The 24,908-nt window shown below is 55.3% G+C and carries 20 protein-coding genes and 2 pseudogenes; 11 read left to right on the top strand and 11 right to left on the bottom strand.

The window, feature by feature from the left end:
• Positions 1-11 precede the first annotated feature (11 nt).
• Together xylH and xylR are read left to right on the top strand one after the other, a co-directional pair.
• Positions 12-354: pseudogene (gene xylH, locus ACTG2J_RS21580) on the top strand (xylose ABC transporter permease XylH); the annotation flags it as partial.
• A 93-nt stretch (positions 355-447) separates the two neighbouring features.
• Positions 448-1,623, top strand: a complete 1,176-nt coding sequence (gene xylR, locus ACTG2J_RS21575) for a D-xylose utilization transcriptional activator XylR (protein WP_439997883.1) — start codon at positions 448-450, stop codon at positions 1,621-1,623.
• A gap of 188 nt (positions 1,624-1,811) precedes the next feature.
• Here the strand turns inward: xylR and ACTG2J_RS21570 are convergent, their stop codons facing one another.
• Positions 1,812-2,471 carry a DEAD/DEAH box helicase gene (locus ACTG2J_RS21570; protein WP_439997929.1) on the bottom strand — a complete coding sequence of 220 codons (660 nt, stop codon included), beginning with the start codon at positions 2,469-2,471 and terminating at the stop codon, positions 1,812-1,814.
• A 39-nt stretch (positions 2,472-2,510) separates the two neighbouring features.
• Positions 2,511-4,194, bottom strand: a pseudogene (locus ACTG2J_RS21565) (TOTE conflict system archaeo-eukaryotic primase domain-containing protein); the annotation flags it as partial.
• Between the two features lie 174 nt (positions 4,195-4,368).
• Here ACTG2J_RS21565 and ACTG2J_RS21560 point away from each other — a divergent pair.
• Genes ACTG2J_RS21560 through ACTG2J_RS21550 form a run of 3 tightly spaced genes read left to right on the top strand, consistent with a single transcriptional unit; the run spans position 4,369 to position 6,465 of the window.
• Positions 4,369-4,674, top strand: a complete 306-nt coding sequence (locus ACTG2J_RS21560) for a type II toxin-antitoxin system RelB/DinJ family antitoxin (RefSeq protein WP_439997928.1) — start codon at positions 4,369-4,371, stop codon at positions 4,672-4,674.
• Entirely contained in the window at positions 4,610-5,632 is a 1,023-nt protein-coding gene (locus tag ACTG2J_RS21555; RefSeq protein WP_439997882.1) for an adenine-specific methyltransferase EcoRI family protein, read from the top strand. Before ACTG2J_RS21560 ends, ACTG2J_RS21555 begins: the two co-directional genes overlap by 65 nt.
• The gene (locus tag ACTG2J_RS21550; protein ID WP_040068467.1) at positions 5,629-6,465 is read left to right on the top strand and encodes a hypothetical protein; all 837 of its coding nucleotides are present in this window, start codon (positions 5,629-5,631) and stop codon (positions 6,463-6,465) included. The genes ACTG2J_RS21555 and ACTG2J_RS21550 overlap by 4 nt, the downstream gene beginning before the upstream one ends.
• Here the strand turns inward: ACTG2J_RS21550 and ACTG2J_RS21545 are convergent.
• From ACTG2J_RS21545 to ACTG2J_RS21505, 9 genes are all read right to left on the bottom strand, one after another.
• Complete coding sequence (locus ACTG2J_RS21545; protein ID WP_439997881.1) at positions 6,462-7,688, bottom strand: hypothetical protein; 1,227 nt, start codon at positions 7,686-7,688, stop codon at positions 6,462-6,464. The genes ACTG2J_RS21550 and ACTG2J_RS21545 overlap by 4 nt on opposite strands.
• A gap of 132 nt (positions 7,689-7,820) precedes the next feature.
• Entirely contained in the window at positions 7,821-9,422 is a 1,602-nt protein-coding gene (locus tag ACTG2J_RS21540) for a Tn7-like element transposition protein TnsE (RefSeq protein WP_439997880.1), read from the bottom strand.
• Positions 9,419-10,918: a TnsD family Tn7-like transposition protein gene (locus tag ACTG2J_RS21535; RefSeq protein WP_439997879.1), complete on the bottom strand. Its 1,500-nt coding sequence runs from the start codon at positions 10,916-10,918 to the stop codon at positions 9,419-9,421. The genes ACTG2J_RS21540 and ACTG2J_RS21535 overlap by 4 nt, the downstream gene beginning before the upstream one ends.
• Before the next feature lies 1 nt (position 10,919).
• Positions 10,920-11,327: a hypothetical protein gene (locus ACTG2J_RS21530; RefSeq protein WP_439997878.1), complete on the bottom strand. Its 408-nt coding sequence runs from the start codon at positions 11,325-11,327 to the stop codon at positions 10,920-10,922.
• Between the two features lie 36 nt (positions 11,328-11,363).
• Entirely contained in the window at positions 11,364-12,533 is a 1,170-nt protein-coding gene (locus ACTG2J_RS21525; protein ID WP_439997877.1) for an ATP-binding protein, read from the bottom strand.
• On the bottom strand, positions 12,526-14,613 hold the full coding sequence (locus tag ACTG2J_RS21520; RefSeq protein ID WP_439997876.1) for a Mu transposase C-terminal domain-containing protein: 2,088 nt from the start codon (positions 14,611-14,613) through the stop codon (positions 12,526-12,528). Before ACTG2J_RS21520 ends, ACTG2J_RS21525 begins: the two co-directional genes overlap by 8 nt.
• Positions 14,600-15,427 carry a TnsA endonuclease C-terminal domain-containing protein gene (locus ACTG2J_RS21515; protein WP_439997875.1) on the bottom strand — a complete coding sequence of 276 codons (828 nt, stop codon included), beginning with the start codon at positions 15,425-15,427 and terminating at the stop codon, positions 14,600-14,602. Before ACTG2J_RS21515 ends, ACTG2J_RS21520 begins: the two co-directional genes overlap by 14 nt.
• A 142-nt stretch (positions 15,428-15,569) precedes the next feature.
• Positions 15,570-17,402: a glutamine--fructose-6-phosphate transaminase (isomerizing) gene (gene glmS, locus ACTG2J_RS21510; RefSeq protein ID WP_368176260.1), complete on the bottom strand. Its 1,833-nt coding sequence runs from the start codon at positions 17,400-17,402 to the stop codon at positions 15,570-15,572.
• Positions 17,403-17,458: 56 nt separating this feature from the next.
• Entirely contained in the window at positions 17,459-18,232 is a 774-nt protein-coding gene (locus tag ACTG2J_RS21505; protein ID WP_111900861.1) for a DeoR/GlpR family DNA-binding transcription regulator, read from the bottom strand.
• Positions 18,233-18,354: 122 nt separating this feature from the next.
• Here ACTG2J_RS21505 and blrA point away from each other — a divergent pair, with 122 nt between their 5' ends.
• The 6 genes from blrA to ACTG2J_RS21475 all read left to right on the top strand — a co-directional run bounded on the left by blrA (position 18,355) and on the right by ACTG2J_RS21475 (position 24,892).
• Positions 18,355-19,029: a beta-lactam response regulator transcription factor BlrA gene (blrA, locus tag ACTG2J_RS21500; protein ID WP_439997874.1), complete on the top strand. Its 675-nt coding sequence runs from the start codon at positions 18,355-18,357 to the stop codon at positions 19,027-19,029.
• Entirely contained in the window at positions 19,026-20,447 is a 1,422-nt protein-coding gene (gene blrB / locus ACTG2J_RS21495; protein WP_371178979.1) for a beta-lactam sensor histidine kinase BlrB, read from the top strand. The genes blrA and blrB overlap by 4 nt, the downstream gene beginning before the upstream one ends.
• Positions 20,448-20,529: 82 nt before the next feature.
• A complete protein-coding gene (gene blaOXA, locus ACTG2J_RS21490; protein WP_439997873.1) occupies positions 20,530-21,324 on the top strand; it encodes an OXA-12 family class D beta-lactamase in 795 nt (264 codons plus the stop codon).
• Between the two features lie 83 nt (positions 21,325-21,407).
• A complete protein-coding gene (locus tag ACTG2J_RS21485) occupies positions 21,408-21,887 on the top strand; it encodes a DUF1566 domain-containing protein (protein WP_439997872.1) in 480 nt (159 codons plus the stop codon).
• A 117-nt stretch (positions 21,888-22,004) separates the two neighbouring features.
• On the top strand, positions 22,005-23,360 hold the full coding sequence (gene creD / locus ACTG2J_RS21480; protein WP_439997871.1) for a cell envelope integrity protein CreD: 1,356 nt from the start codon (positions 22,005-22,007) through the stop codon (positions 23,358-23,360).
• Positions 23,361-23,494: 134 nt separating this feature from the next.
• The gene (locus tag ACTG2J_RS21475) at positions 23,495-24,892 is read left to right on the top strand and encodes a DUF4832 domain-containing protein (RefSeq protein WP_439997870.1); all 1,398 of its coding nucleotides are present in this window, start codon (positions 23,495-23,497) and stop codon (positions 24,890-24,892) included.
• Positions 24,893-24,908: the final 16 nt, after the last annotated feature.

Here is a 24,908-nt window from a genome sequence, read left to right as displayed (position 1 = left end):
CCTGTACATGATCCGGGATTGATGTAGCGCGCACCAAGCTTGCGGTGTTTGCGATTAATGGCCTGATGGTTGCCGTCGCAGGTCTGATCCTTAGCTCACGCCTTGGGGCAGGCTCACCTTCTGCCGGGAACATTGCGGAGCTTGATGCGATTGCCGCTTGTGTCATTGGTGGCACCAGTCTTGCTGGCGGTGTGGGTAGCGTGGCCGGTGCCGTGATGGGCGCATTTATCATGGCTTCTCTGGATAACGGCATGAGTATGATGGACGTGCCGACATTCTGGCAGTACATCGTCAAAGGGGCCATTTTGCTGTTAGCGGTCTGGATGCGATTCAGCCACTAAACGTCGGTCTTGAGAGTGTGTTTTAGATCACAATTCCGGGGTAATATTCCCCGGCATTTCTTCTTCTATGGTATTAAAACAAAAGGAGTTTTTGGGGATTATTAACATGTTTGAAAAACGCCATCGCATCACGTTGTTATTCAATGCCAATAAAGCCTACGATCGTCAGGTGATCGAAGGTGTTGGTGAATATCTGCAGGTGTCTCAATTAGAATGGGATATTTTTATTGAAGAGGACTTTCGCGCGCGTATCGACAACATCAAGGAGTGGTTGGGCGACGGTGTGATTGCAGATTTCGACGATACGGAAATCCAGCGGTTACTGGAAGGGGCAAGCGTGCCGATTGTCGGCGTGGGCGGCTCGTATCATCTGGCAGAACATTTTCCGCCAGTGCATTACATTGCTACAGACAACTTCGCTCTGGTGGAAAGCGCGTTTTTGCATCTCAAAGAGAAGGGTGTACAACGCTTTGCGTTTTACGGCCTGCCAAGTTCCAGCAACAAACGGTGGGCGGTTGAGCGCGAACATGCTTTTCGGCAACTTGTGGCTGAGGAGAAATACCACGGGGTGGTGTATCAGGGCATTGAGACAGCGCCGGAAAACTGGCAGCACGCGCAAAACCGGCTGGCAGACTGGGTACAAACGTTACCTCCGCAAACGGGGATTATTGCTGTCACAGATGCCAGAGCGCGCCATTTATTGCAGGTTTGCGAGCATCTGCATATGCCTGTACCGGAGAAGCTCTGTGTCATCGGTATCGACAACGAAGAGCTCACGCGATATTTATCCCGTGTAGCGCTTTCTTCCGTTGCGCAGGGAACAAGGCAGATGGGCTATCAGGCAGCGAAGCTGCTGCATCGCCTGCTGGACAATGAGGTTTTGCCTCTTCAGAGGGTGCTGGTTCCACCTGTACGCGTGGTAGAACGACGTTCAACGGATTACCGCTCTTTGCACGATCCTGCGGTGATTCAGGCCATGCACTACATTCGTAATTATGCTTGTAAAGGTATTAAGGTCGAACAGGTGCTGGATTCAGTTGGTATTTCTCGCTCCAATCTTGAAAAACGCTTCAAAGAAGAAGTAGGCGAAACTATCCATGCGGTGATACACACAGAAAAGCTCGAAAAAGCGCGCAGCTTGTTGGTTTCTACTTCCTTATCGATAAACGAAATTTCACAAATGTGCGGCTATCCCTCACTGCAGTATTTCTACTCAGTATTTAAAAAAGATTATGATGTAACGCCAAAAGAGCATCGTGAACGGTATAGTGAAATTCTATGATTCTTTATTTCTTGGTATGAATCTTTATTACTCGAATACAGCTCTTGTGGGATGAAAATAAAGTGTCATCCTAAAACGAGTGCAAAACAGCCAAATGTGGGCGTTTTGCGCTCAACACATAAACTTAAAGTATCATCCGCAGAGATAGCTCATAGACTCAACCACCCCAAAACCATGAAAATATAGTTTCATCCTTTTGTTATGGATGATGTCAAATCGATACTACCGCAGCTATTTCCAATCCGGTAACCCATTGCTCTATAGCCACGCAGCCGTTTGTCCCACATGCGCAGTAACGCCGGGTGACCAGAATCAACAAAATCAATGATCCTCACATTGGTTTTTCCTGCATGATCACGATGTAGACGTCCAGCGTACTGCTGTAATGTACCTCGCCAAGAGACAGGCATAGCAAGGATCAGCGTATCAAGTGGTGGGTGGTCAAAGCCTTCCCCTACCAATTTGCCTGTTGCCAACAAGATGCGTGGGGCATCCGGCGGCAATGCAGCCAAGTCAGCCACCAACACAGAACGCTGTCGCTTAGATAACCGCCCATGCAATACAAATAGCTGAGGTGTGAGATTGTCGAGGGCCGCCTTTATTGCATCAAGGTGGTCGGTACGCTCGGTCAGAACGAGAACCTTACGCCCTAAGGCAATTGCTGTACGCACCTCGGCAGCAATGGCTTCTGTTCGCTCAGGATCATTAGCAAGCTGCCGGAAAACATCCTGAATCCCGGTCTCTGCGGTGAGTTCAATGTGAGACCTCCATATGCGAGGTACAACCTCCAAATCTTGTGGTGCACTTGCCGGTTTAGCCGCCGTATGTCTAATCGGCCCGCACTGCATAAAGATGATTGGCTGTAAACCATCACGGCGGATGGGGGTTGCTGTCAGACCCAGCACATACCTTGCTTTTGTCCTTTTCAGGATCGAATCGAAGGAAATTGCCCCTACATGGTGACACTCATCCACTATCACTTGACCATAGTTTTCAACAAGCGGATTCACCTCTCCCTTGCGGGAGAGTGACTGCATCACAGCAATGTCTATTTTGCCGGTGGGTTTGAATTTGCCACCACCAATGCAGCCAATAACCTCCTTATTGACGCCGAGAAAGGTCTGTAAACGCTCTTGCCACTGTTTGAGCAGTTCAGTTCTATGAACCAGCACCAAGGTGTTCACCTCGCGACGTGCAATCATCGCTGCGGCTGTAACCGTCTTGCCAAATGCGGTTGGTGCACTCAAAACCCCCACATCGTGATGCAACATGGTCGATACCGCAATTTCTTGATCGAGACGTAACACTCCTGTAAAGGCAACATTGATAGCCTCTCCAGCAAAGCGTTCATCGCTCAAGTCGCAGGTGATGCCATTATCTCGCAGTAACTCGAGAGCTGCATCAAGGCAACCACGAGGCAATGCTATATGCCGAGGGTAATTTTCAGCACAACCAATCACTCGTGGCTTATCCCATACCGACATTCGCATGGCTTGGGCCTTGTAGAACTCAGGATTCTGGAAAGCCGCCAACCGGATCAAACGATTGGCCAATGACTGGGGAAGCCTTTCTTTTTCGAAATAGAGTAGATTTGCCAGAGTCACATTCACGGATACTGGCATCTGTCCGGTCAGCTTATTGGTGGACGGTTGCTTCCGCTTCCAGGGGATGACAAGATCTTCTTCATCAATGAATGTAACATCCAGAGGGTGAGCACTCCCCGTTGCCCGCAGGATCGTAGGCTCAATATCATGCGCTGGCATGAGCTGTATGCTGGCCAGAAATGCCCATTGGTCAGGATAGGGACGCAGATCGGTATCGACGAACACACTGCAACCACGTTCTCTTGGTCCCTTTTGCAACGGTAATGCGATCAGATTACCGAAACCTCCTTTAGGCATGGAGTCTTGATTGGGAAACAGACGGTCATAAGAGCCGAGCTTCAACTGCCTGGTGCGGGCACAGGTATGGCTGATAATGGCAGAACCCAGGCGTCTAGCATCACGTGCAGAGACCCTACGCGAAAAAAATCCATGCATGTGCCCCCTGGCCAGATCGTGAAATTTCCAAGGCAGCAGGCACCCCCAATTCTTCACATGAGCTAATAACCGCGCAGGCATCATCTCGCCAATCCGCCTCATCAAAATCGATGGCAAGGAAGTGGCAGGAGTCATCCTCCAGGAGCGGGTAAATTCCCACTGTGTGCCGACCAGCGAGGTGATCATAAATCACATGTTCAGAGAGCGGGATCAGATGGCGATTATGGCAGTCAGCACATTTGATTCGAGGTTTTTCGCAAACGCCGGCACGCCACTCATTAGCGCATGCCGGTGTGTAGCCTGATTTACCAGCAGTTTTGCTTTCCCAGCGCACAGGATAGACATCAGGCCGTCCTCGAAACAGCTTAATGAACAGCGCAACTTTTTCTGTCGGAGAAAGCCGTGATGGCGCAGACTCCTGCACTACATCGATTAATGGCGGGGGTAACCGCCATTCAATACCGTGTTGTTCGAGCAGGGCAATCAAACGTTCGTTTTCTGCCTTGATCCCCTCCAATTCACCATGATTCATAAGTATGCCCCGAGCAAAAACCCACTCTTGCTGCCCATTAAAGCCAATCGATAGATAAACCTAATCCCTTCGTTTACTGGTCTGAATACCCTGGCGACACAAGGACAAAACTATCATTCCTGTCACGTGCTACATTGTAACTCACCCCAAAAATGTGCTACATTGTATCTCATTATGGGAGTGTCAAATATGTCTACTAAACCAACTACAACAATACGCATCGACCTAGACGTCAAGAGACGGGCCAGCGAGGTGTTCGATGAAATTGGCATAGGAATGTCAGCCGCAATTAATACCTTTCTCAAAGCGGTGGTTCGCGAGGGCAACATGCCATTTGATATGAAGATCGAACGACCAAAACTACACTCGAAATCCGGAAATGCGACTCTCAATCGCGCGTTCATCGTCAAAAAGGATGAAGTTCTATACGCAGTACGAAGACGTGGCAAGGGAAATGGTGAAGCATCGAGAGCAACTTAAGGGAAAGACCATACTTTGCAACTGCGACGACCCTTTTGAATCTGCTTTCTTCCGATTTTTTGTGCTTCATTTCGAAAAATTTGGGCTAGCGGGGCTAACATCAACCTGCATCGCTGGCTCCCCAATCGCAGGACGGGAATATCCACTCGAGGGAGTAACAAGTGCCTACAAGGCGGTAGTAACCGAAGTACCAGAAGACCCCCTTTTGAGACCAGACGGTTCTCTGGATTTAGAGTCCTTATTTGCCATGCCAGGCAACTCTCTGGTACATCTCGCTGGTGACGGCGATTTCCGCTCAGAAGAGTGTGAGGCTTTGCTTAAGGAAGCCGACATAGTGGCCACCAATCCACCCTTCAGCCTCTTCCGCGAGTACATTAGCCTGCTTGAGCGTCACAAAAAGAATTTTATTATTCTTGGAAACATGAACGCAGCAACATGTAAAGAGGTATTCCCGCTCTTCCGTGACAATAAAATCTGGTATGGAGAATCCATCCGCTCCGGCGATCGCAAATTTCATGTGCCAGATAATTACCCGCTAAACGCCGCCGGCTGCGGTATAGACGAGAGAGGACGGCGCTTTATCCGAGTGAAGGGCGTGCGCTGGTTCACTAACTTGGATACTAGTAAGCGGCACGAGCCCATATCATTGGCACGCGGCTACACTCCGGACGAATATCCACGCTACGAAAACTACGATGCTATCGACGTTGGACGCACGCAAAATATTCCTGCCAACTACGACGGGATTATGGGTGTCCCGATCACATTTTTAGACAAATACAGTCCGGATCAGTTTGAGATCATTATGCTCGCTAACGGCAACGCACGCACCAATGTGTCTTCTACAACCCTAGCCGAGGTAGGGTATCGTCCACATACTGAGGATAGGGGGGGGGTCGGCATCATCAACGGACGGCGCGTTTATGCACGAATCCTGATCCGTAGGAAGTCCTCATGAACAGCAAAATGCGCGTACCCTGCGCATATCAGGGCGGCAAACAGCGCGTAGCGTCCCAAATCGTCGACCTTCTTCTCGAAGCCGCTCCCGGGCCGAACTCACGATTCTATGACCTGTGCTGTGGATCTGGCGCGGTGTCAATCGAACTAGTTAATAGAGGCATTGACCCATCACGCATCTGGATGCTCGACATCAGCTCTTGGGGAGCATTCTGGTCCGCCATTGGATCCGGCACCTTCAATTTGGACGTGTTTGATCGGTTTTTGTCCGAACTGCCAAATGATAAACGCGATTTTAAAGCTCACATGTTGTCGTTATCAGCGCTCCCGGTTGGTGATCATGAAGTAGAACTCTATCCGTTGCTTCAGGCCTGCTCCTTTGGAGGAAAGCAAATTTGGCGCAATGGAGAACGCTGGGTGAATGCGTGCTTCCGAGACTACTGGGAGCCAACCACAACCAGCATACGCCGCAGTCCTGCCAATCCGATGCAACCCTCTTCAACCGAGTTGCGTCGCCGCATAAGTGCCCTCATGACAGGAATGAAAGGAGTGACCTGTCTCAACATGGATATCATGACACTCCTGAATGACCCCTTACCCAGCAATGCTGTTGTATATATAGATCCGCCATATCAAAGCACGACAAAGTATGCTTTCAGCTTTGATCTAACATCGTTCATAAATCACTTCCGCGAAGTGAATCAGGCTCCCTTGTTCATTTCCGAAGGAATCCCGCTGAATGACAATGCTTTGATGCTCAATTTCGGCGGGGCAAATGGTGGCATTAGCGGGATTCGAAAAGTAAAACACCAAGAATGGCTAAGTCAGTTCTAAAGCAGTCCTAGCCACTTAGCTGTGCGTGTAGACCCGTTCCGAGCCAATATGCGTGAAGCTACCTTTAAATCTTCAAGCTCAGATTCTGGGAGAACAGTTATGAAGTAGTAATCATCTTTAATCTTAGTAAAAGTGATTACTTTCTCGACTAAGTAGTACTCCTCACCTTTGGATCTAAAGGCATCAGTAATCTTTTCTCCAGAAGAGGTAACTCCCTTTATCTGGAGTCGCCATGTACCGTTTGCGTGCTCTCCGTCAGGAAAAAGTATCTTGTTACCAGTATAATCAACCCCTTCGAAATTGAGGATGATATCTTTGCTATGGTCAGTGGCTGTAGGGTTTATACCAAAAAACTCTACCCCACCGCGCATGAACCCTGGCTCACCAAGATCAAATGGGGTCCCAACGGGTTCGCCACGCTCAACCAACGACCTCTTTGACAGATCAAGAATGTTTCGTGACCCGCCAGTCAACCTTTTGGTTTCAAACCAAATAACCTGTCCTTCGTCATTTAGGGTGGCAGAGATGGGGCTTACTGGTGCCACGGAAACCGCCACTGCCTTCTGTTTCTTCGGCATGGCGATGCCAGGTAGCTGTGCTGGGGCACCATTACCGAATAGACGCTCCTGAGTTCCATCCTGTGTAGCAGCTTTCGCCCGACGTACTTGCTCGGTCACTTCTTTAAAGATGTAGCCGTTCTGGAGGAGCTTATCTATGTCGTCTTGTGCACCTATCGACATGAATGAGTCTTTGAGTGAGGACAGATTCTCGATGTACTCATCCAGTCCCTTCAGTAGTGCCACCTCATTGGCCTCCGACCCGTCTACCGGGATGAGTACTGAGCTTTCGAAGTTGGTCCACAGGCCTCCTGCAGTCAAGTTGTGTGAGCCAATAACCACTACTCCCTTCTCTTCCCCTACAAATTGGTAGATTTTTGGGTGGAATGTCTGACCATGTTCAGAGTGGACAACATTTAACGAATCAGTATGAAGTAACAAAGCTGTAAGGGCTTCGTACGACGTCCCGCCAAGGTCGACTCCGACGTAAACATTTACTTTACCCTCTCGTTCTCTGAACTTTTCGAGCGAGTCTTTGATTCTGAGAACGCCGCTGTTTTTTGCGAAGGCGACTGCGATGTTCAGTGTGTGATAGTCCGAAGAATCGAGTAACTCGATCAGACGGTTTCCAAGCTGCCCGTTAAAGGGCTGGTTCATCAACTCCATTAAGTCCTCCTTTGAATACTCCCCCATTGAGCTGTTAGAAATGGCAGAGTGAGAGCCCAGGCAAGTGGGTGCAGGATTCAATCGCACCGAGGAAAATTAACGGATTGCATGATATCAGACGATGATTTGCATCTATAGCCTTACACATCGCAACAGACGTTGTAACCAGTTTTGTTGCCGCGCAGCGAGGTTATGGAGATCTCCTTTAGGATGATGTATCGGTTCATTGACATCACAAAACGTGTCGATGCTCGCGGGCCACCGAAGTGAAGCCTGAAGCGTATCTTTCAAAATCAGCGTGATTGCCAACATCGGTGCCACAGTGGGCTTAATCTGAAGAATACGCGTCGATAAGCGCTTTTTGTTATCCGTGGTGTCCACCTCCAACAGAAACCGTTCCAGCCCCGTTTTTAATCTAAAGTGGGCCTTGAGATAACAGCGAGGGGTACCATCCTCCATTAGGTGATAACCGCGTCGTGGAACCAAGGGAAGTGGCCTAACGACCATAGATAGCAGCTCGATATCCGACTGCCCGGCCATTTCGTGGATAACCTTTTGCAACAACTCGAAACGGTTTGGAAATTCCTGCTCTTCCTGCGGCTCTTCAAGTTGTTGCAATTCACCCGGAGCAATATCCCCACCAGTGACATCATCGCATAAACCAAGTAGGGTCCCATCTCCAGGCAGGGCTTCGCCTTCCAGCTTCTGACCAAAGCGGCTAGCTCTTTGCCCCTCGTAGATTGCTCTGGTCTGTCGATAGCCCCGAAACGTGAATTCCTCTATCGGCATATCCAGTAACTGGCGGACCTTATCCTCATTTGTGTCCACATTTCCGTCCAGTTCAACGATTCCGCCCATTGTATTTGGCGTTTGGTTCCCGCCAAGCCCACCACTAACAGAAAGTTTAAGGGCAGGATGATGAAACTGAATCTCTTGTAAGCAGCTCCACTCCAGTCCTTTCAGGGATTTTATCTCCCAAATCAGCATATCTTTGCTCTCCCAGTCCAGAGGACCAAGAGCCACAAGTTCAACACCAGATACACAAGATGGTGGATGAAAATCAAACTGCCTACGCAAGTAACCTGTCGTGTTTTTGGGCATTCCTTCGTTAAGACATTGCCAGATCGATTCGAATGAACGCTTGGCGTCCTGGTTAAGTAACAGCCAACTCAAGTGGTTTCGATATGCTTCGTTTTGCAATAGGCAAGCAGGAGCCCCCGTCTTGGCGGGCGTTTTTATATGAATTACACCGGCGTCCCTGATCACCGTAAAAAGCATATCCAATCCATTTGGCTCAAAAGAAGCTCTTGATAAAAAACTGGCATGAAAAAATAATTTTCGTGCCAGCTCGAATTTAGGCAACCAGTAGGTGATCCCACCGACATCAAAGACAAAGCACTTCTGATTAACTATCTCCTGATGTTTCGCGAGCCGTTTGGCAAGACGAGGACACTCCCCCAGCAAGCGCTCTTGCCAACGATCAAGAGCGGGCAATGAAAGCGCTCGTCGGAATCCTCGCGAAATGTAAGGTTCGTTTTCCTCTTGGATAAACTCTCGACCAACGCCTAATAGGCAAGCCATTTCAGAACCGAACGTGTGTGATCGAACATCACCGTTGACCTCCAGCAAAGAGGCTACTCGCCATGAGGATCCGGGGCTCAGACTTCTGAAAAGGTTCCCGATGGCAAGTAGCTTGGCCCCTTGTGGTATCTGACGAAACAGGATCTTGCTCAACGCTGAACTCCTATGCTTGCAATAAACATTGCAGCCAAGGGGGTTAACCTCTCCTTCTGCAATCCGCAACGCCTTTCCAATTCCCATAATTCGGAACATCTTCCCACCGAAGCATCCTCCAATATTGCCCTGCACAAACGGCGGATTTGGTATTCGCCTACTGACTCAACATAACGAGCAAGAAAAGCCCGACAGAGAGAAAGTTGATCCAGGTGGCGCTCGACGGATGCTCGATGAGGAAGCTGATGCAGATACCAGCTACGACTCTTGCGTGGCAGGCTCAGATCCGCTTCAGAGCGCTCGCCTATTCGCACCAAGAGTCGCACTAACTTTCTATCTCTGGCAGCCCAATTGATGCAGCTGTTGTTACCCTGCCGAGCATGCTTGGTCTTGTCGACATTCAGCAGCCATACCCTGTCATGCCGGTAGATCCAAGCATAAACAGCTTGGAAACCTGCACTTCTGGCAGCCTTGGCTCCACCATATGTATTCAGGGCAACAAGCCACTGAGATCGGTATTTTCTCTTCCTGCTAGCATCAGCAGGTAATTGTGGAATAGATCGATGGGAAGCGACTTCCGCGATGCAAGTCGTTGCTTCAGCGATGAGATCATGGACGGCTTGCCCAGGTCTTAGACTTGTCCAAACAATGAGATGTTGCAGAAAGCTAAATGCCTTGCGGTGCTTTCTGAACATTGATTGTAACCAAAGCGGCGGTTCAGTCGCCCATAGGCCGTTGACTGCAAGCCAGTCCCTCGGATAAAACTCAAGGAGCCTTTCCCATATGACCCAGGCCTTGATTTGCTGGCCCTTAATGGCTCCGCACTCGGCGGCCAGATGCCGATAGAAGTTGGTCCACCCCTCGTAACCGGAGGGGGTTGTTCCCCTGAAAGCTAGGAGCTGCGTTAATGCGCTCGCTAGCCTAGCAGCTCCTTCCGCACAGGGCTCGGCTGTGGCACCATCGTGCAGGAGCAGGGAGGAGGCTGCATGAAATTCGTGTCTCTGTGCTCGCCTGAATGGGATCGGCGAATCCACAAGTGCGCAACCATGAACCGGGCAGACGTCCACACCTTGGACCTGCCAGCTTCGCCGCCAATAGGGCTCCCCAAATTTCGCCACCATTTCCTCAAGACAGAGCGGGCAGTAACGTAACCACTCGGGCCATTTGACCAAGGCTGTCGAAGAGCCAGCTAGACCTATCACTCCGGGCATGTCTGGAGCCAGCATGACCTGGAGAAGTCTTTGTCGGCGATCCTGCGGGATGAAAGGCGAATAAAGCGGGAATAGGGTATGGTTGGCCACCAGATCACCTGCGTCCAAGCCTGTGTTGCTCGCCAGACTTTCCAAATGGCTGGGCAGGTCAGTAATCGCCGCTACCTTGGTATCGCCGAACAGCTCCCTCAACAGGCTCTTATGGCTGTCCACCCCCAAATGAACCCGGCAGCGAGCGATGGCGCTGTAGAGGAGTTCGTCTGGGTAAAGCCTGGGGAAATACATGTCAGCTCGCCTTGCCCAGCAGCACTTGCAGGTCGAACACCAGACCAGCCTCTTTGAACCTGCCGTAAACCTCGCCCTCGGGTCCGCTGGTATAGCGTCGCCGCAAATCATCTTGAGGTAACTGACCCCATTCCGTCCGCTTCACTCTGGAGAATCCTGAAGCCTTGGGTTTGTCCTGGACTAGGTAGGATGTCGCCTTGTGGATCAATGCTGCCAAGGGAATCTCGGGATACTCGGCCAGCAGCTCGTTAGCTATAGGAATGGCAATATCCTTGGGGATCTCCATTCCCTCGAGCAAGGCCGCCAGCTTTTTGGCCCTATCGTCAACCGGCGGGGCCAGAGGCTTGGATTCTGTAATTCTGTCCAATGACTGTGTAAGGGAGATCAGCTTGCCTTCTATTTCTGGCATCAGAAGGTCGTCGTACTTGGCGATAGTTCCGGCCTGTTACTCCGCAATGCTGCCAACATGGGATGGACCGGCTTGAACTTCATCCTCGTAGACTTTGCGCAGCAACATTGGCTTGATACATTCAGCACCCGTCACTATGGCCCGGATCTGCGCCAGTGCGAACAACTTGATGACGATATCCATGACCCCCTGAGTGAGCTCGTACATGGTCGCCTCAAGCTCATCGTCCAAGGGGTAGGCATTCCGCACCCACTGATATTTCCAAAGCCGTTTCAAGAGCCGTTTCCAGTGATCGTCTCTTGGCAGCCTGTCCCAGCGGATGCTGCCCAAGCCGGAGATACGTCGAGCAGCCCTGAATGTGCGCTGGAAGAACTTGCTGGCCCTGTGTGTGCCCACCTGAATGATGGGCACTCCTATGGTGTTGACCAAGGATACGAAGAAATTGTGCATCTTCTCAGCCCCGCCAGACCTGGCCTCGTTGAGGTTCTGAACCTCATCGATGATCAATACTCCAAGAGCATGAAGATTGGCGATCTGGCACATGCTGGCCAGCAGGCGCTTGGTACCCAATTTCTTACGACCATGGCTGCGGCTGTAATGAGTGCCCAGCACCCTGTCCACTTGGTTTAAAAAGCTCAGGCAAAGCTCGTCCAGATCGCCGTCTATGGGGCAGTCTACTTTCAGGTAGGTCAGCTGAGTGATGTTGTAGTCGTGATGATGGAGGGCCTGGGGGTACATACTTAGGATCCGCTCTAGGGTACGGGTCTTGCCGCAGCCAGAGCAGCCGAACAGCGACAGACTGCTGGCCGTCGAAGAAACGCTCCGGTAGACCGCAGCCTCTAAATCCTCTTCCTCCACGCGGCGGTAACCGTTTTGTAGGTGGGAATACCAGGCACCATTGGCAGGGTTCCGACCGATGTAACCCTGGCGGATCATCAGGCTGATCTTGGCTTCCAACTCAAGGTGGTGGGTCAGAGGCTGAAAGAAACCATGCAACAGGCGGGCAATGGCGTGGGCCCTGAGCCGCCCGTCAAGGAATGCCTCCTGAGGATCGAAGCTGGGTACAGCCTGAAGTTGGGTAACCACCTCTTGCAGGTCGGGTATGGGGGGCAAGGCGCTGATAAGCGGATTGTCCTGATATTCTGGTAGTTGCTGCTCCAGATATTGGGCCAAAGGGATGGCGCCGCTGCGGATCTCGTCAGTCATTGTCCCCCTCCCCGAAGATAAGGTCGCCCAGATCCGGATAGGCATAGTCCTCTGGTTTCTCACCCCTCAGCGGGACCACATCGGCGGGCTTGCCTGACTGCTCTCTCGCTGGTCTGAAGGCCCCTTGGCGACGCTCATGGCGCTTTTCATCCTGCTTGTTCTCGCGGATCTGGGTTCCCAAATCCTTCTTGGACATGCCGGTTTTGATGGGACTGGCATTCTCCGCCAAAGCGGCGATGGCCTCGATCTTCTCGAGTAGCCTGCCCCTCTCCTTCATCCCCTCCATGGCAGCGTTGGCATCACTTCTGCGCTCCTCCTTGGACAGCAGCCAGACGTCCCAGAAGGTCATCCCCCGGAAGCGTCTGCTGCGATCGGCGAGATCACAAATCCAGTACTCTTTGAGGTTGTTGGAGGGACGAATGTAGATGTGCTCTGCACTGCGCGGGTCGTAGGCCACCATCACCTTTTCGGGTCTATGGCCTTGTCCCCGGTGGAACCAGCCGGACTTCAGAGCCTCCTGACAAGTATAGAAGCAACCAAATAGCCTTATACCCAGTTCCGAAACTGTGGCCTGATCATGGGGCAGCAGGTTGATGCGAACCAGGTCCTGGGGTGCGACCCGCAACCGGCCCGTCAGGTTACCCAGCCCCCAATGCCACAACCTGGCAGGTATAGCGGGCAGGTCACCAGGCATACCGGCAGTCCTGTCGTATTTACTCAGGACGTGGAAGTTGTTGTGCCAGAGGACACTTGCGATGATGCATTTGGTGAATTCCGGTAATGTCAGGCTGGCGTCGAGTCTGTAGTCATGGCCACCGCGCTTGCGGCTGATGTGACCTTCGACCACGCCGCTAACGTAGGGCTTAAAACGTTCCTGTACCGTCCTGAATTGGCGCTCGACAATACCCTTGGCATCCCCACGCCTGGCTGGTGCATTTTCAATGCGAACTCCGAAGGATTCGGCGAACACCTCGACCTTGGTGCCGTTCAGCTCACCTTTGTCCGCCAGCACCACATCGGGCAAGCCCTGTACAGGCCAATCTCTAACGTCAATCTCCACACCATACTGGCGGCAATATTCCACCTTGTCGGCAGTGGTATTAGCCAGAGCCACCATGGCGCTGATCCAGGATGGCCCCTCGAACCCGATGTACATGCCCGTCACCATCCGGCTAAACACATCGCTCACTATGTAAACAACGGGTCTGCCTACGATCAGGCTGCGATCATGATCCGATATCAGGTAAATATCAGCAATGGTGGCGTCGATCTGGTAGCGGTAACCAGGCCCCAGAGCCTCAGTCGTCGACGTTCCCCTGATCGGCCGGATATCCTTGGCGAAATCCACTGCGGATGCCTGGCGAGCCAAAATTGCAGTAAAGTGGTATTCGCGCTTGTAGAAGTAACGAAACTGCTGCACCGTCGGCAGATCATGTGTCGGCAAGTCGGGAAACATAGTACCGAGCAGGCTCAGGCTGGCAGCGTAGACGTCGGGAATCGACGGATGTTTTTCCTTGAGCAGGCGCGCCTCTATGACGCGCCTGAAAATACGCTCCATTTCGGGAGTAACGTTGCTTCCCTGCCCATCTCTGACCATCCTGGGCCGCCCCAGTTTGGCCTGGTCCGGTTTGCGTCGCTTACCACGGCCTCCCGAGTTGGCGTAATCCGGCAGCAAGGCATTCTTGCACATGCCCCGTTGCCAGTAGCGCCTGAGAAGCCGGTACACCGTCTGCTTGGTGACACCGTGGCGCGCCATTATGCCTTTGACGATTTTCCCTCTGGCTCGGCGCTCAAACAGGCCTGTGTCGCGAACTGTCTCTGCCAGCATATCCCAGGCCGAATCGCGCTTTTGCTGGTCACTTGACCCCGCCTCAACCTCCCGAAGAGTCACATCCAGAAAAGGGTCATCTATGCGTTTTAGCTCCCCGGCTATAAGCAACCCCTCCAGCTCTGCGACTGAAGCCGATTCTGGAAATGCCAAGCTCGAGTCAATATCGATCCAGATGACCAGCTCTGTGTCGCACCAGAGCAAACGTCTGCGTAACTCACCCATCTGGAGCACCAAGTTAACCGGGAACATGGCGTATCTCCTGCTGTTCTTGATGGGGATTTACGGATAGATCACCCAGCTTGAGCTCTCTGTAGAGCTTGTTGATATCGAAGAGAAAATAGTGGCGAGCAAGCAACTGACGCAACCAATAGAGTGCCTGCCCTGGTTCAAGCTCGTAAGCCACATCTAGGCTCTGAACAATGCTCGTCAGCGTCTGATCAGGATGGCGTTGGAACTCGTACAGGAACAAGCTGTAGTAGCGTTCGAGGTCGCTGAGGACAATATCTTCCTCGGCCTGGGCGGGGTAGAGCCACTGGATGTTGGCAAATGCCGTCCGGGAGATCTCCCTCTCGGTGACAATGGCCCAGGAGATCTCTTTCTCTTCCCAGTAACGCCTTTCGAGCTCTAGGCGCTCGATGACTTCAGGTTTCTCGAGGTCTGTGCTGTATTTTGCTTGGAGCGCCATAGCCGGGCTTGTGGGATCGTCGAAGTCCACCAGAAAGTCGGAACTAAGCACCTGCGGGATTCCCTGAAACTTGCTGTGGGGAAGCCCATACGTTTCAGCAAGGCGGACTGTGTCCTCGACCCGAAGGGGAAATTGCTCCCGGATATCGATGACCTTGGGAGACCAATCCAGAGTGAGGAAGACGGCGAGCTCTAAGTCGGAAAGGAGGTGGTGCATGCGTCGGCATTTATTGCCGAACAGGCGGTGGGAACGTCCCAGAGAAGAGACATCCCTGGTGTAGATGAACGGCTTGTAGTCAGATCCCCGGCCTTGACCGCGCCCCTCCTTCAGCTTTCTATCGATCTGAGCCTGAGTCAGGCCCTTGAATGTTCCAGCCATAACAAAGCCAACGTCCTAGTTGATACCATCAACATAGCGCACGTTGGCTTAGGGTGAAACTCTATTTTCAAGGATGATACTTTATTTGTAGGGATGAAACTTTATTTTCATCCCACAGCTCTTTTTCATTTGAGAGAGTGACTTACTCGACGGTCACCGATTTTGCCAGGTTGCGCGGCTGGTCCACGTCAGTGCCCTTGATCAGGGCAACGTGGTAGGAGAGCAGCTGCAGCGGCACGGTATAGACGATGGGGGCGATCACCTCTTCCACATGGTTGAGGTTCATGACCCGCATGGTCTCGTCGCTCTTGAAGCCGGTATCGGCATCGGCGAACACGTAGAGGATACCGCCACGGGCGCGCACCTCTTCCACGTTGGACTTGAGCTTCTCCAGCAGATCGTTGTTCGGCGCCACCACAATGATGGGCATCTCGGCATCGATCAGCGCCAGCGGGCCATGCTTCAGTTCACCAGCGGCGTAGGCTTCGGCGTGGATGTAGGAGATCTCTTTGAGCTTGAGCGCCCCCTCCATGGCGATGGGGTACTGGCTGCCACGGCCGAGGAACAGGCTATGCTGCTTGTCGGCAAACTCTTCGGCCAGGGTTTCGATATCCTTGGCCAGCGCCAGGCTCTCTTTAATACGCAGCGGCAAGGCTTGCAGCGCCTTGACCAGTTCGGCCTCGGCGGCCGCGCTCAGGTGGCCACGGCAGTGACCGACCGAGGCCACCAGCATCAGCAGGCCAGCCAGCTGGGTGGTGAACGCCTTGGTAGAGGCTACGCCGATCTCGGCACCGGCACGGGTCATAAAGGCCAGATCCGATTCACGCACCAGCGAGGAGCCCGGCACGTTGCAAATAGCTAGCGAGCTCATATAGCCGGATTCCTTGGCCAGACGCAGGGCGGCCAAGGTATCGGCGGTCTCGCCACTCTGGGAGAGTGTCACCAGCAGGCTGTTGGGGCGCACTACCGACTTGCGATAGCGGAACTCGGAGGCGATCTCTACATCGCAGGAGACGCCAGCGATCTCTTCGAACCAGTAGCGAGCCACCATGCCGGAGTGATAGGAGGTGCCGCAGGCGACGATCTGTACGTGCTCGACCTTGTCAAAGATGGCGCGCGCGCCGTTGCCGAACGATTCGACCACCACGTGATCGCTGCCCAGACGCCCTTCCAGGGTGTTGGTGATCGCTTTGGGCTGCTCGTGGATCTCCTTGAGCATGTAATGACGGTATTCACCCTTGTCACCGGCATCGTGGGAGAGTTCGGACTCCTGCTCTTCGCGCACCACGGCGTTGCCGTTGGTATCGAAGATGTGCACGTCACGGCGGGTCACTTCGGCCACATCACCCTCTTCCAGGAAGATGAAGCGACGGGTCACCGGCAGCAGCGCCATCTGGTCGGAGGCGATAAAGTTCTCGCCGATACCACGGCCGATCACCAGCGGTGAACCGGAACGGGCAACCACCACGCGGCTGTCGTCGCGGCTATCCATCACCACGGTACCGTAGGCACCGCGCAGCTGCTTCACCGCAGTCTGCATGGCGGCCAGCAGGCTGCCGGCGCTCTTCAGCTCATGATGGACCAGATGGGCAATCACCTCGGTATCGGTGTCGGAGCTGAACACATAACCCAGCGCCTTCAACTCTTCCCGCAGCTCTTCGTGGTTCTCGATGATGCCGTTGTGCACCACCACGATATACTCGGAGACGTGGGGGTGGGCATTGCGCTCGGAAGGCTCGCCGTGAGTGGCCCAGCGGGTATGGGCGATGCCGGTACCACCATGGACGGACTGCTCGTCGAGCGCCTTGGCCAGCTCGGCCACCTTGCCCAGACGGCGAACCCGCTGCAACGGCTGGTTGGCGCTGAACACGGCCACACCGGCTGAGTCATAACCGCGGTACTCCAGACGGCGCAGTCCCTCTACCAGAATTTCAGCCACATCACGTTGGGCAACAGCCCCGACGATGCCACACATACACTTCTCCTTGAGATGCAAATCGTAAAGTCAGTTGGATGGTTCAGAGCTCGATGTCAGCAAGTGACCGGGGCGCAGATAAGCTTCACCCCCTGGGCTTGAATCTGTTCTCTGGCCTCGCTGGCCAGCCCCTCGTCGGTCACCAGGGTATGGATGCTCGACCAGGGAAGTTCGAGATTGGGGATCTTGCGGCCGATCTTCTCCGATTCGACCATCACAATGACCTCCCGCGATACCTCGGCCATGACCCGCGACAGGCCCACCAGCTCGTTGAAGGTGGTGGTGCCACGCTCCGGGTCGATGCCGTCGGCACCGATAAAGAGCTGGTCGAAGTCGTAGGAGCGCAGCACCTGTTCCGCCACCTGCCCCTGAAAGGATTCGGAGTGAGGGTCCCAAGTGCCACCGGTCATTAACAGAGTAGGCTCATTTTCCAGCTCGCGCAGGGCACCGGCCACATTGAGGGAGTTGGTCATCACGATGAGGCCACGCTTGTTGCCCAGCATGGGGATCATGGCGCTGGTGGTGCTGCCGCTGTCGATGATGACGCGGTTGTGATCACGCAGCCGCTCGGCCGCCGCACGGGCAATGGCTAACTTTCGGTTCGAAACTTGTTCAGGGTTGACCTCGACCACCATCTCGCTCGGCAAAGGGACGGCGCCACCGTAACGACGCAGCAGCAGACCGCCGGTCTCCAGTACCGCCAGATCTTTACGGATGGTCACTTCGGAGGTAGAAAAGTGTTTGGCGAGGGCGTCGACGCTCACTTCACCCTGCTCTTGTACCAGGGTCACTATGGTGTGTCGGCGTTGTTGAGTATTACGTTTGGTCATTTTTAAGTTTCGATTCGAAAGAACATAGAAATATTAGCCCCTTTTTCGGAAAAATAAAACAGCAAATAGGATCCGATTTGGTTCGATGCCAGAATGGGGTGCCAATTTGCGACGAGGATGCCATGCAAAAGAGAGTCATCTGGCTGGTGGAGGATGAGGCCAGCATCGCCGACACCCTGATTTATGCCCTGCAGACCGACGGGTTCGAGGTGGAGTGGTTCATGCTGGGCCAGCAGTTGCTGACACGACTGGAACAGACGCGACCCGACTTCCTGATCCTCGATGTGGGGCTGCCCGACATCAGCGGCTTCGAACTCTGCAAGCAGGTGAGGGCGCTGACCAATATTCCCCTGATGTTCCTCACCGCCCGCAGCGAGGAGATAGACCGGCTGATCGGGCTGGAGATCGGTGCCGACGACTATGTGGCCAAACCCTTCTCGCCACGGGAAGTGTGTGCCCGGGTGCGGGTCATCCTGCGCCGCAGCCAGCCCGTCGCCCCCCAGCCCAGCGCCCTGCTGGTGCTGGATGAGGAGCGGGCCCGCATTCACTTTCGCGGTCAGCTGCTGGCTCTCACCCGCTACGAATATCTGCTGCTCAAGACCCTGATGCTTGCGCCGGGCCGGGTCTACTCCCGCCAACAGCTGATGGATCTGGTGTGGCAGGATGCGGAAGAGAGCCTGGATCGCACCGTAGATACCCATATCAAGACCATCCGCGCCAAGCTACGCGAACATGATCCCGAGGCCAACCTGATCCTCACCCACCGCGGGCTGGGCTACAGCCTGGAGCTGGCATGAGACTCGGACTGCAACTGCTGTGCGGCCTGCTGCTGATCTTCGCGCTGGCCGCCTGGTTCGTGCTGGAGATCTTCGTCGAGGAGATAAAACCGGGAGTGCGCAGCGCCACCGAGGATACTCTGGTAGACATGACCCAGCTGCTGGCACCGCTGGCGCTCGATGATCTGCAAGAGGGCAATATGATGAACGGGCGGTTGGCCAGCGCCTTCGCCCGCCTCAACCAGAATCCCATCAATGCGATGATCGATGGCCACCTCAAGCAGCAGGCGGAGTACCGCATCTATGTCACTGACCAGAAGGGTATGGTGATTTACGACTCCGACGGCACGGATCTGGGCAAGGATTATTCCCGCTGGAACGATGTCTACCGCACTCTGCGCGGCCAGTATGGCGCCCGCAGCACCCGCACCGATCCCGACGATGCCGCCAGCTCGACCATGTATGTGGCGGCGCCGCTGCGGGAAGGGGCCGAGATCATCGGCTCCCTCACCGTCGCCAAACCCAACCGCACCCTGATGCCCGCCATCGAGCGGGGGGAACAGGAGCTGCTGCGGGCCGGCGGCCAGATGCTGCTCATCTCGCTGCTGATCGGCAGCCTGCTGGTGTGGTGGCTCAACCGCGCCATCGGCAAGCTGGTGCACTACGCCGACTCGGTCAGCAAGGGGGAGGCGGCACCGCTGCCACGGCTGCACACCGTCGAGCTGGATCGGCTCGGCCGCTCGCTAGAGACCATGCGCCACCAGCTCGATGGCAAAAGCTACATCGAAGCCTATGTGCACAGCCTGACCCACGAGCTGAAGAGCCCGCTGGCCGCCATTCGCGGGGCAGGGGAGATTTTGGCCGAAACGCCGCCCCCCGAAGTTGCCAAACGGTTTATCGGCAACATCAATCTGGAAACCGCCCGCATGCAGCAGCTGATCGAGCGAATGCTGCAACTGGCGCGGCTGGAGTCGGGGCAGGGGCTGGATCGCCAGTCGGTGGAGCCAGCGAAACTGGGCAAGCGCACCCTCGATGCCCGCCAGATCATCGCCCAGCGCCGTCAGGTCGAGTTGGTGGCCGAGCTGGCCAGCGCGCCGAAACAGAAGTGGGATCCGCTGTTGGTGGAGCAGGCCATCGGCAACCTGTTGGATAACGCCATCGACTTCTCTCCCGCCAACGGGCAAGTCACCCTGAGCGGCAGCCAGCAGGAGGAGGGCTACTGTTTTCGGGTCACCGACTGCGGCCCCGGCATTCCAGACTACGCCCTGCCGCGCATCTTCGAGCGCTTCTACTCCCTGCCACGACCGGACAAGGGCAAGAGCAGTGGTCTGGGGCTCAGCTTCGCCCATGAAGTAGCCCACCAGCATGGCGGTCGTCTGACCCTGAGCAACCGGCCGGAGGGAGGCGCGCTGGCGGAACTCTGGCTGCCGTTCACCTAGTCCCCCCGCAACTTCACATTCCCCACACAAAGCGGCATTAGACTGCCGCTTTCTCTGTCATCCATTTGCTCAAGGAAATGCTATGTCCCGCCTGCTTCTCTCCAGCCTGCTGGCTGCCGGTCTGCTCGCAGCCCTGCCTGCCTCCGCCGCCAGCGGCTGCTTTCTCTATGCCGACGGCAACGGCCAGACCCTCTCCAGCGAAGGGGACTGCTCCAGCCAGCTGCCGCCCGCGTCCACCTTCAAGATCCCGCTGGCGCTGATGGGTTACGACAGTGGCTATCTGGTGGATGAAGAGCATCCGGCACTGCCCTACAAGCCGAACTACGATGGCTGGCTGCCCGCCTGGCGTGAAACCACCACCCCGCGCCGCTGGGAAACCTACTCGGTGGTCTGGTTCTCCCAGCAGATCACCGAATGGCTGGGGATGGAGCGCTTCCAGCAATATGTCGACCGCTTCGACTACGGCAATCGGGATCTCTCCGGCAATCCGGGCAAACATGACGGCCTGACCCAGGCCTGGCTCAGCTCCAGCCTCGCCATCAGTCCGGAGGAACAGGCCCGCTTCCTCGGCAAGATGCTGAGCGGCAAGCTGCCGGTCTCGGCGCGGACCCTGCAGTACACCGCCAATATCCTCAAGGTGAACGAGATCGACGGCTGGCAGATCCACGGCAAGACCGGCATGGGCTACCCGAAGAAGCTGGATGGCAGCCTCAACCGCGATCAGCAGATCGGCTGGTTCGTCGGCTGGGCCAGCAAACCGGGCAAACAGCTGATCTTCGTCCATACCGTGGTGCAAAAGCCCGGCAAGCAGTTCGCCTCCCTCAAGGCGAAAGAAGAGGTGCTGGCTGCCCTGCCTGCACAACTTAAAAAGCAGTGAGCTCGCTTCCCGCCAGATAAACCCCGATAACTACGGTCAGCCCACCAGCGACGGGCTGACCGCCATTCGTAAACGAGACAAACATGAAATTATTTCTATTGCTGCTCTGGCTTCCGGCCAGCATGGCGCTGGCTGCCTGTGATCTCTCCGACCGCCTGAGTAGGCAGGGAGAAGTCATCCATGATCGGCTAAACCACCTCGAATGGCAGGCGTGCAGCCTCGGCAGCCAGTGGCAGGAGGGGAAAGGGTGCGTGGGCACACCGGCCCTGCTGACGCTGCTTGAAGCCAAAGATGAAGCTGCCCGCCTTGGCGAGGGGTGGCGACTCCCCACCATCGAGGAGCTCTTCACCCTGCTCGACGAAGATTGCCGGGCGCCGATGACAGACCCGCGCTTCTTCTCCGATATCCATGACAACGGGGAAAATTCAGCCCCCTACTGGACCTCCAGCTCCATTGAGGAGATGCCGGAACTGGTCTATTACATCGACTTTATGCACGGACTCATCGACGGCCACACCGATCGCTTCGCCCAAGCCGCCCGACTGGTGCGCTCCCGCCCCTGAACAATCCCACGGCGCCTGATGGCGCCGTTTTTCAACAGTTCACCGCCACTTCACACAAGCCCATCACCACTTCACGCCGGACTGACAGACTCGCTCCATCAAACAAGGAGACGTGTCATGGTCAAACAGATATTTACCCACAAGATCTTTCTGCTGCTGTTGCTCAGCCTGTTGTTGATGGTGCCGGTGCAATCCATCATGGAGCTCAACCGGGAGCGTCAGGCTTATCGCAGTCAGGCCATTCACAGCATCATGGCCAGCAGCAGCGGCCCGCAACGGCTGATGGGGCCCATTATCGTACAGCCCTATACCCGCTCGTTAACGGTCGAGCAGGAGGGCAAGCGCTTCGTCCGTCAGGAGCAGATCTACCGCTACCTGCTGCCGGAGCAACTGGATATCAGGGCCAACATGGAGGTGACCCCGCGCAAGCTGGGCATCTATCAGGCGCAGGTATACCAGACCCGCCTCACCCTATCCGGCCGCCTGCCCACCCGGCAGAGTTTGCTGAATGACGCGACCTCACCGCTCGGTGAAACGGCCGAGCTGGTGGCGGGCAAACCCTACTTGAGCCTGGTGCTCTCCGATGCCCGCGGTATCAACAGCGTCCCCGAACTGCAACTCGGCACACAGCGGATTCCGTTTGCCCCCGGCGCCCGTCTCGGTGACGCGCTGGCCGGTATCCATGCCCCGCTCGACAGCCTGCCCCAACAGGATGGCACCTTTCATCTGGAGCTCAATCTGCAGGGGATGAACGCCCTCGACATAGTGCCGCTGGGCAAGGAGAGCACCCTGCAGCTGGCGGGCAACTGGCCCCACCCCAACTTTATCGGTGACTTTCTGCCGGGCAGTCGCACCCTGAGCCCACAAGGGTTTGAGGCCAACTGGCAAACCAGCTGGTTCGCCAGCGACATAGAGACCCGCTTCAACCGGATGATGAACGGGGGCGATAGCAATCTCTCCACCTTCAGCGTCAGTCTGGTGCAGCCGGTGGATCACTATCAGCTCAACGAACGGGCGGCCAAGTATGCTCTGCTGTTTATCGGCCTTACCTTTATCAGCTTCTTCATGTTCGAGCTGCTCAAGGGGCTGCGGGTTCACCCGATCCAGTACGCGCTGGTGGGTATGGGGCTGGCTATCTTCTATCTGGTGCTGCTGGCCCTGACCGAACACCTCGGCTTTGGCTGGGCCTATCTGGTGGCTGCGCTGGCCAGCGTGCTGCTCAACGGCTTCTATCTGAGCCATGTGCTGGGCGGCCCGAAGCAGGGGATCGGCTTCGCGGCGCTGCTCGGGCTGGTCTATGCCATCCTCTACAGCCTGCTGCAGGCCGAAGAGATCGCCCTGCTGCTCGGTGCCCTGCTCTTGTTCGCCACCCTGACGCTGATCATGATGCTGACCCGCAAGCTCGACTGGTATCAGGTGATGGGGCAACAGAGTGTCGAATCCCGCCCAGCCGGACATGACAATGACGACTGAGGGCACAACCTCCGTCAATCTCTGACCTAGACAACAAAGGCTTCAGTCGGTTCTTCTCGAAAACAGCGGAACCGGCTGGGCCTTTGTCCGCCAATTTCCTAGCATGCAACCATGTTCCACAGGCGGACGATCACATGAAAATGCATCCGGGCAGGATCCTGCTCTATTCCGGCTTGCTATGGGCTCAGGGAGCTCTGGCCGGCACCCTCACCATTCATCCCGAACCGGTCGAAGACCTCTTGCACAATCCCGGCGTCGGTATCGAAGAGTTTCACAACAGCTGGGGTCATCCCCTCTCTCTGGCTGAACATCCGGTCAGCACGGTCGACTACTTCCGCTTCTACTGGAGCGAGCTGGAGCCACGGGAGGGCGAATACAACTTTGCTCTGATCGACAGGGCCATCGATCAGGCACAGCACGCCACCCCGAAACAGTCGATTGCCCTCAGGGTCATGACCCTTGATAAGCCCTTCTCGGGCAGCAAGATCCCGGAGTGGCTTATCAACAAGGGGATTCGGGGAGAGTGGGGGAACAACCACCAGACCTTTGTGCCCGACTACAGCGACCCGCTGTTCCTCGCCCGTGCTACCCGGCTGTTTCAGGCGCTGGGAGACCATTACGATGGCAATCCGGCGCTGAGTCATGTCGACATCGGCATGATAGGTTCATGGGGGGAGTGGCACATGAGCAACTTCCCCGGCCCGACGCTGGAACAGCGCTACAGCAGCGAGCAGCTCAAACCCTATGTTGACCTGCAGATGGCCGCTTTTCCGCGAACCCCCAAGCTGATGCTCATCAACAACCTGCCCATGTTCGAGTATGCAGTGGGCAAGGGATCTGGCTGGCGGGCAGACTGCCTCGGCGACTGGCACCACTTCTCCCAAAGCTGGAGCCACATGCGCAATGCCTACCCGGAACGACTGGCGAGCGCCCGCGCCAATGTGGCGAACTTCGATTCCAGCTGGCAGAGGGCTCCGGTCAGTTTCGAGGTGTGCGGCAAGCTGAGCGAGTGGCCAGGCCAGCAGCAGTACACCATGGAGGAGGTCAAGGCCACCTTTGACTGGGCGCTGGCCCAACACGCCTCCACCATCAATCTCAAGTCGGATCCGGTTCCCCCCCAATATCGACCCATCGTCGACAATGCCCTGCGCAAGATGGGCTATCGCATCGTGCTGGACCAGCTGACCCTCAAGGGAACCATGAAGCCGGGGGCTACCCTTACCCTCAACGGCGACTGGCACAACGACGGAGTAGCGCCGGCCTATCGCAACTGGCCGCTCACCTACCGGCTGGTCAACGAGGAAGGGCAGGTCGGCGCCATGCTGGTGACCCGCAACGACATGACCCGCTGGATCCCGGGCAGCAAGGCTACCACTCGCGACAGCCTGACCCTGCCGGGCCGGATGGCACGCGGTCACTACTATCTGGAGCTGGCCTTCATCGGTCAGGACAAGCAGCCCGCCCTGCAGCTCGGCATTGCCGGTCTGGAAGAGAGTGGCTGGTATCGTCTGGCCGAGATCGACATCCAGTAACGCAAGAGGGCTCCCG

The sequence above is a fragment of the Aeromonas sp. 6P genome, assembly GCF_051919525.1.
GTDB classification, from domain to species: Bacteria; Pseudomonadota; Gammaproteobacteria; order Enterobacterales; family Aeromonadaceae; genus Aeromonas; species Aeromonas veronii.
The sequence above is the reverse complement of the archived record's forward strand: the minus strand, read 5'-3'. Positions and strand labels throughout refer to the sequence as shown.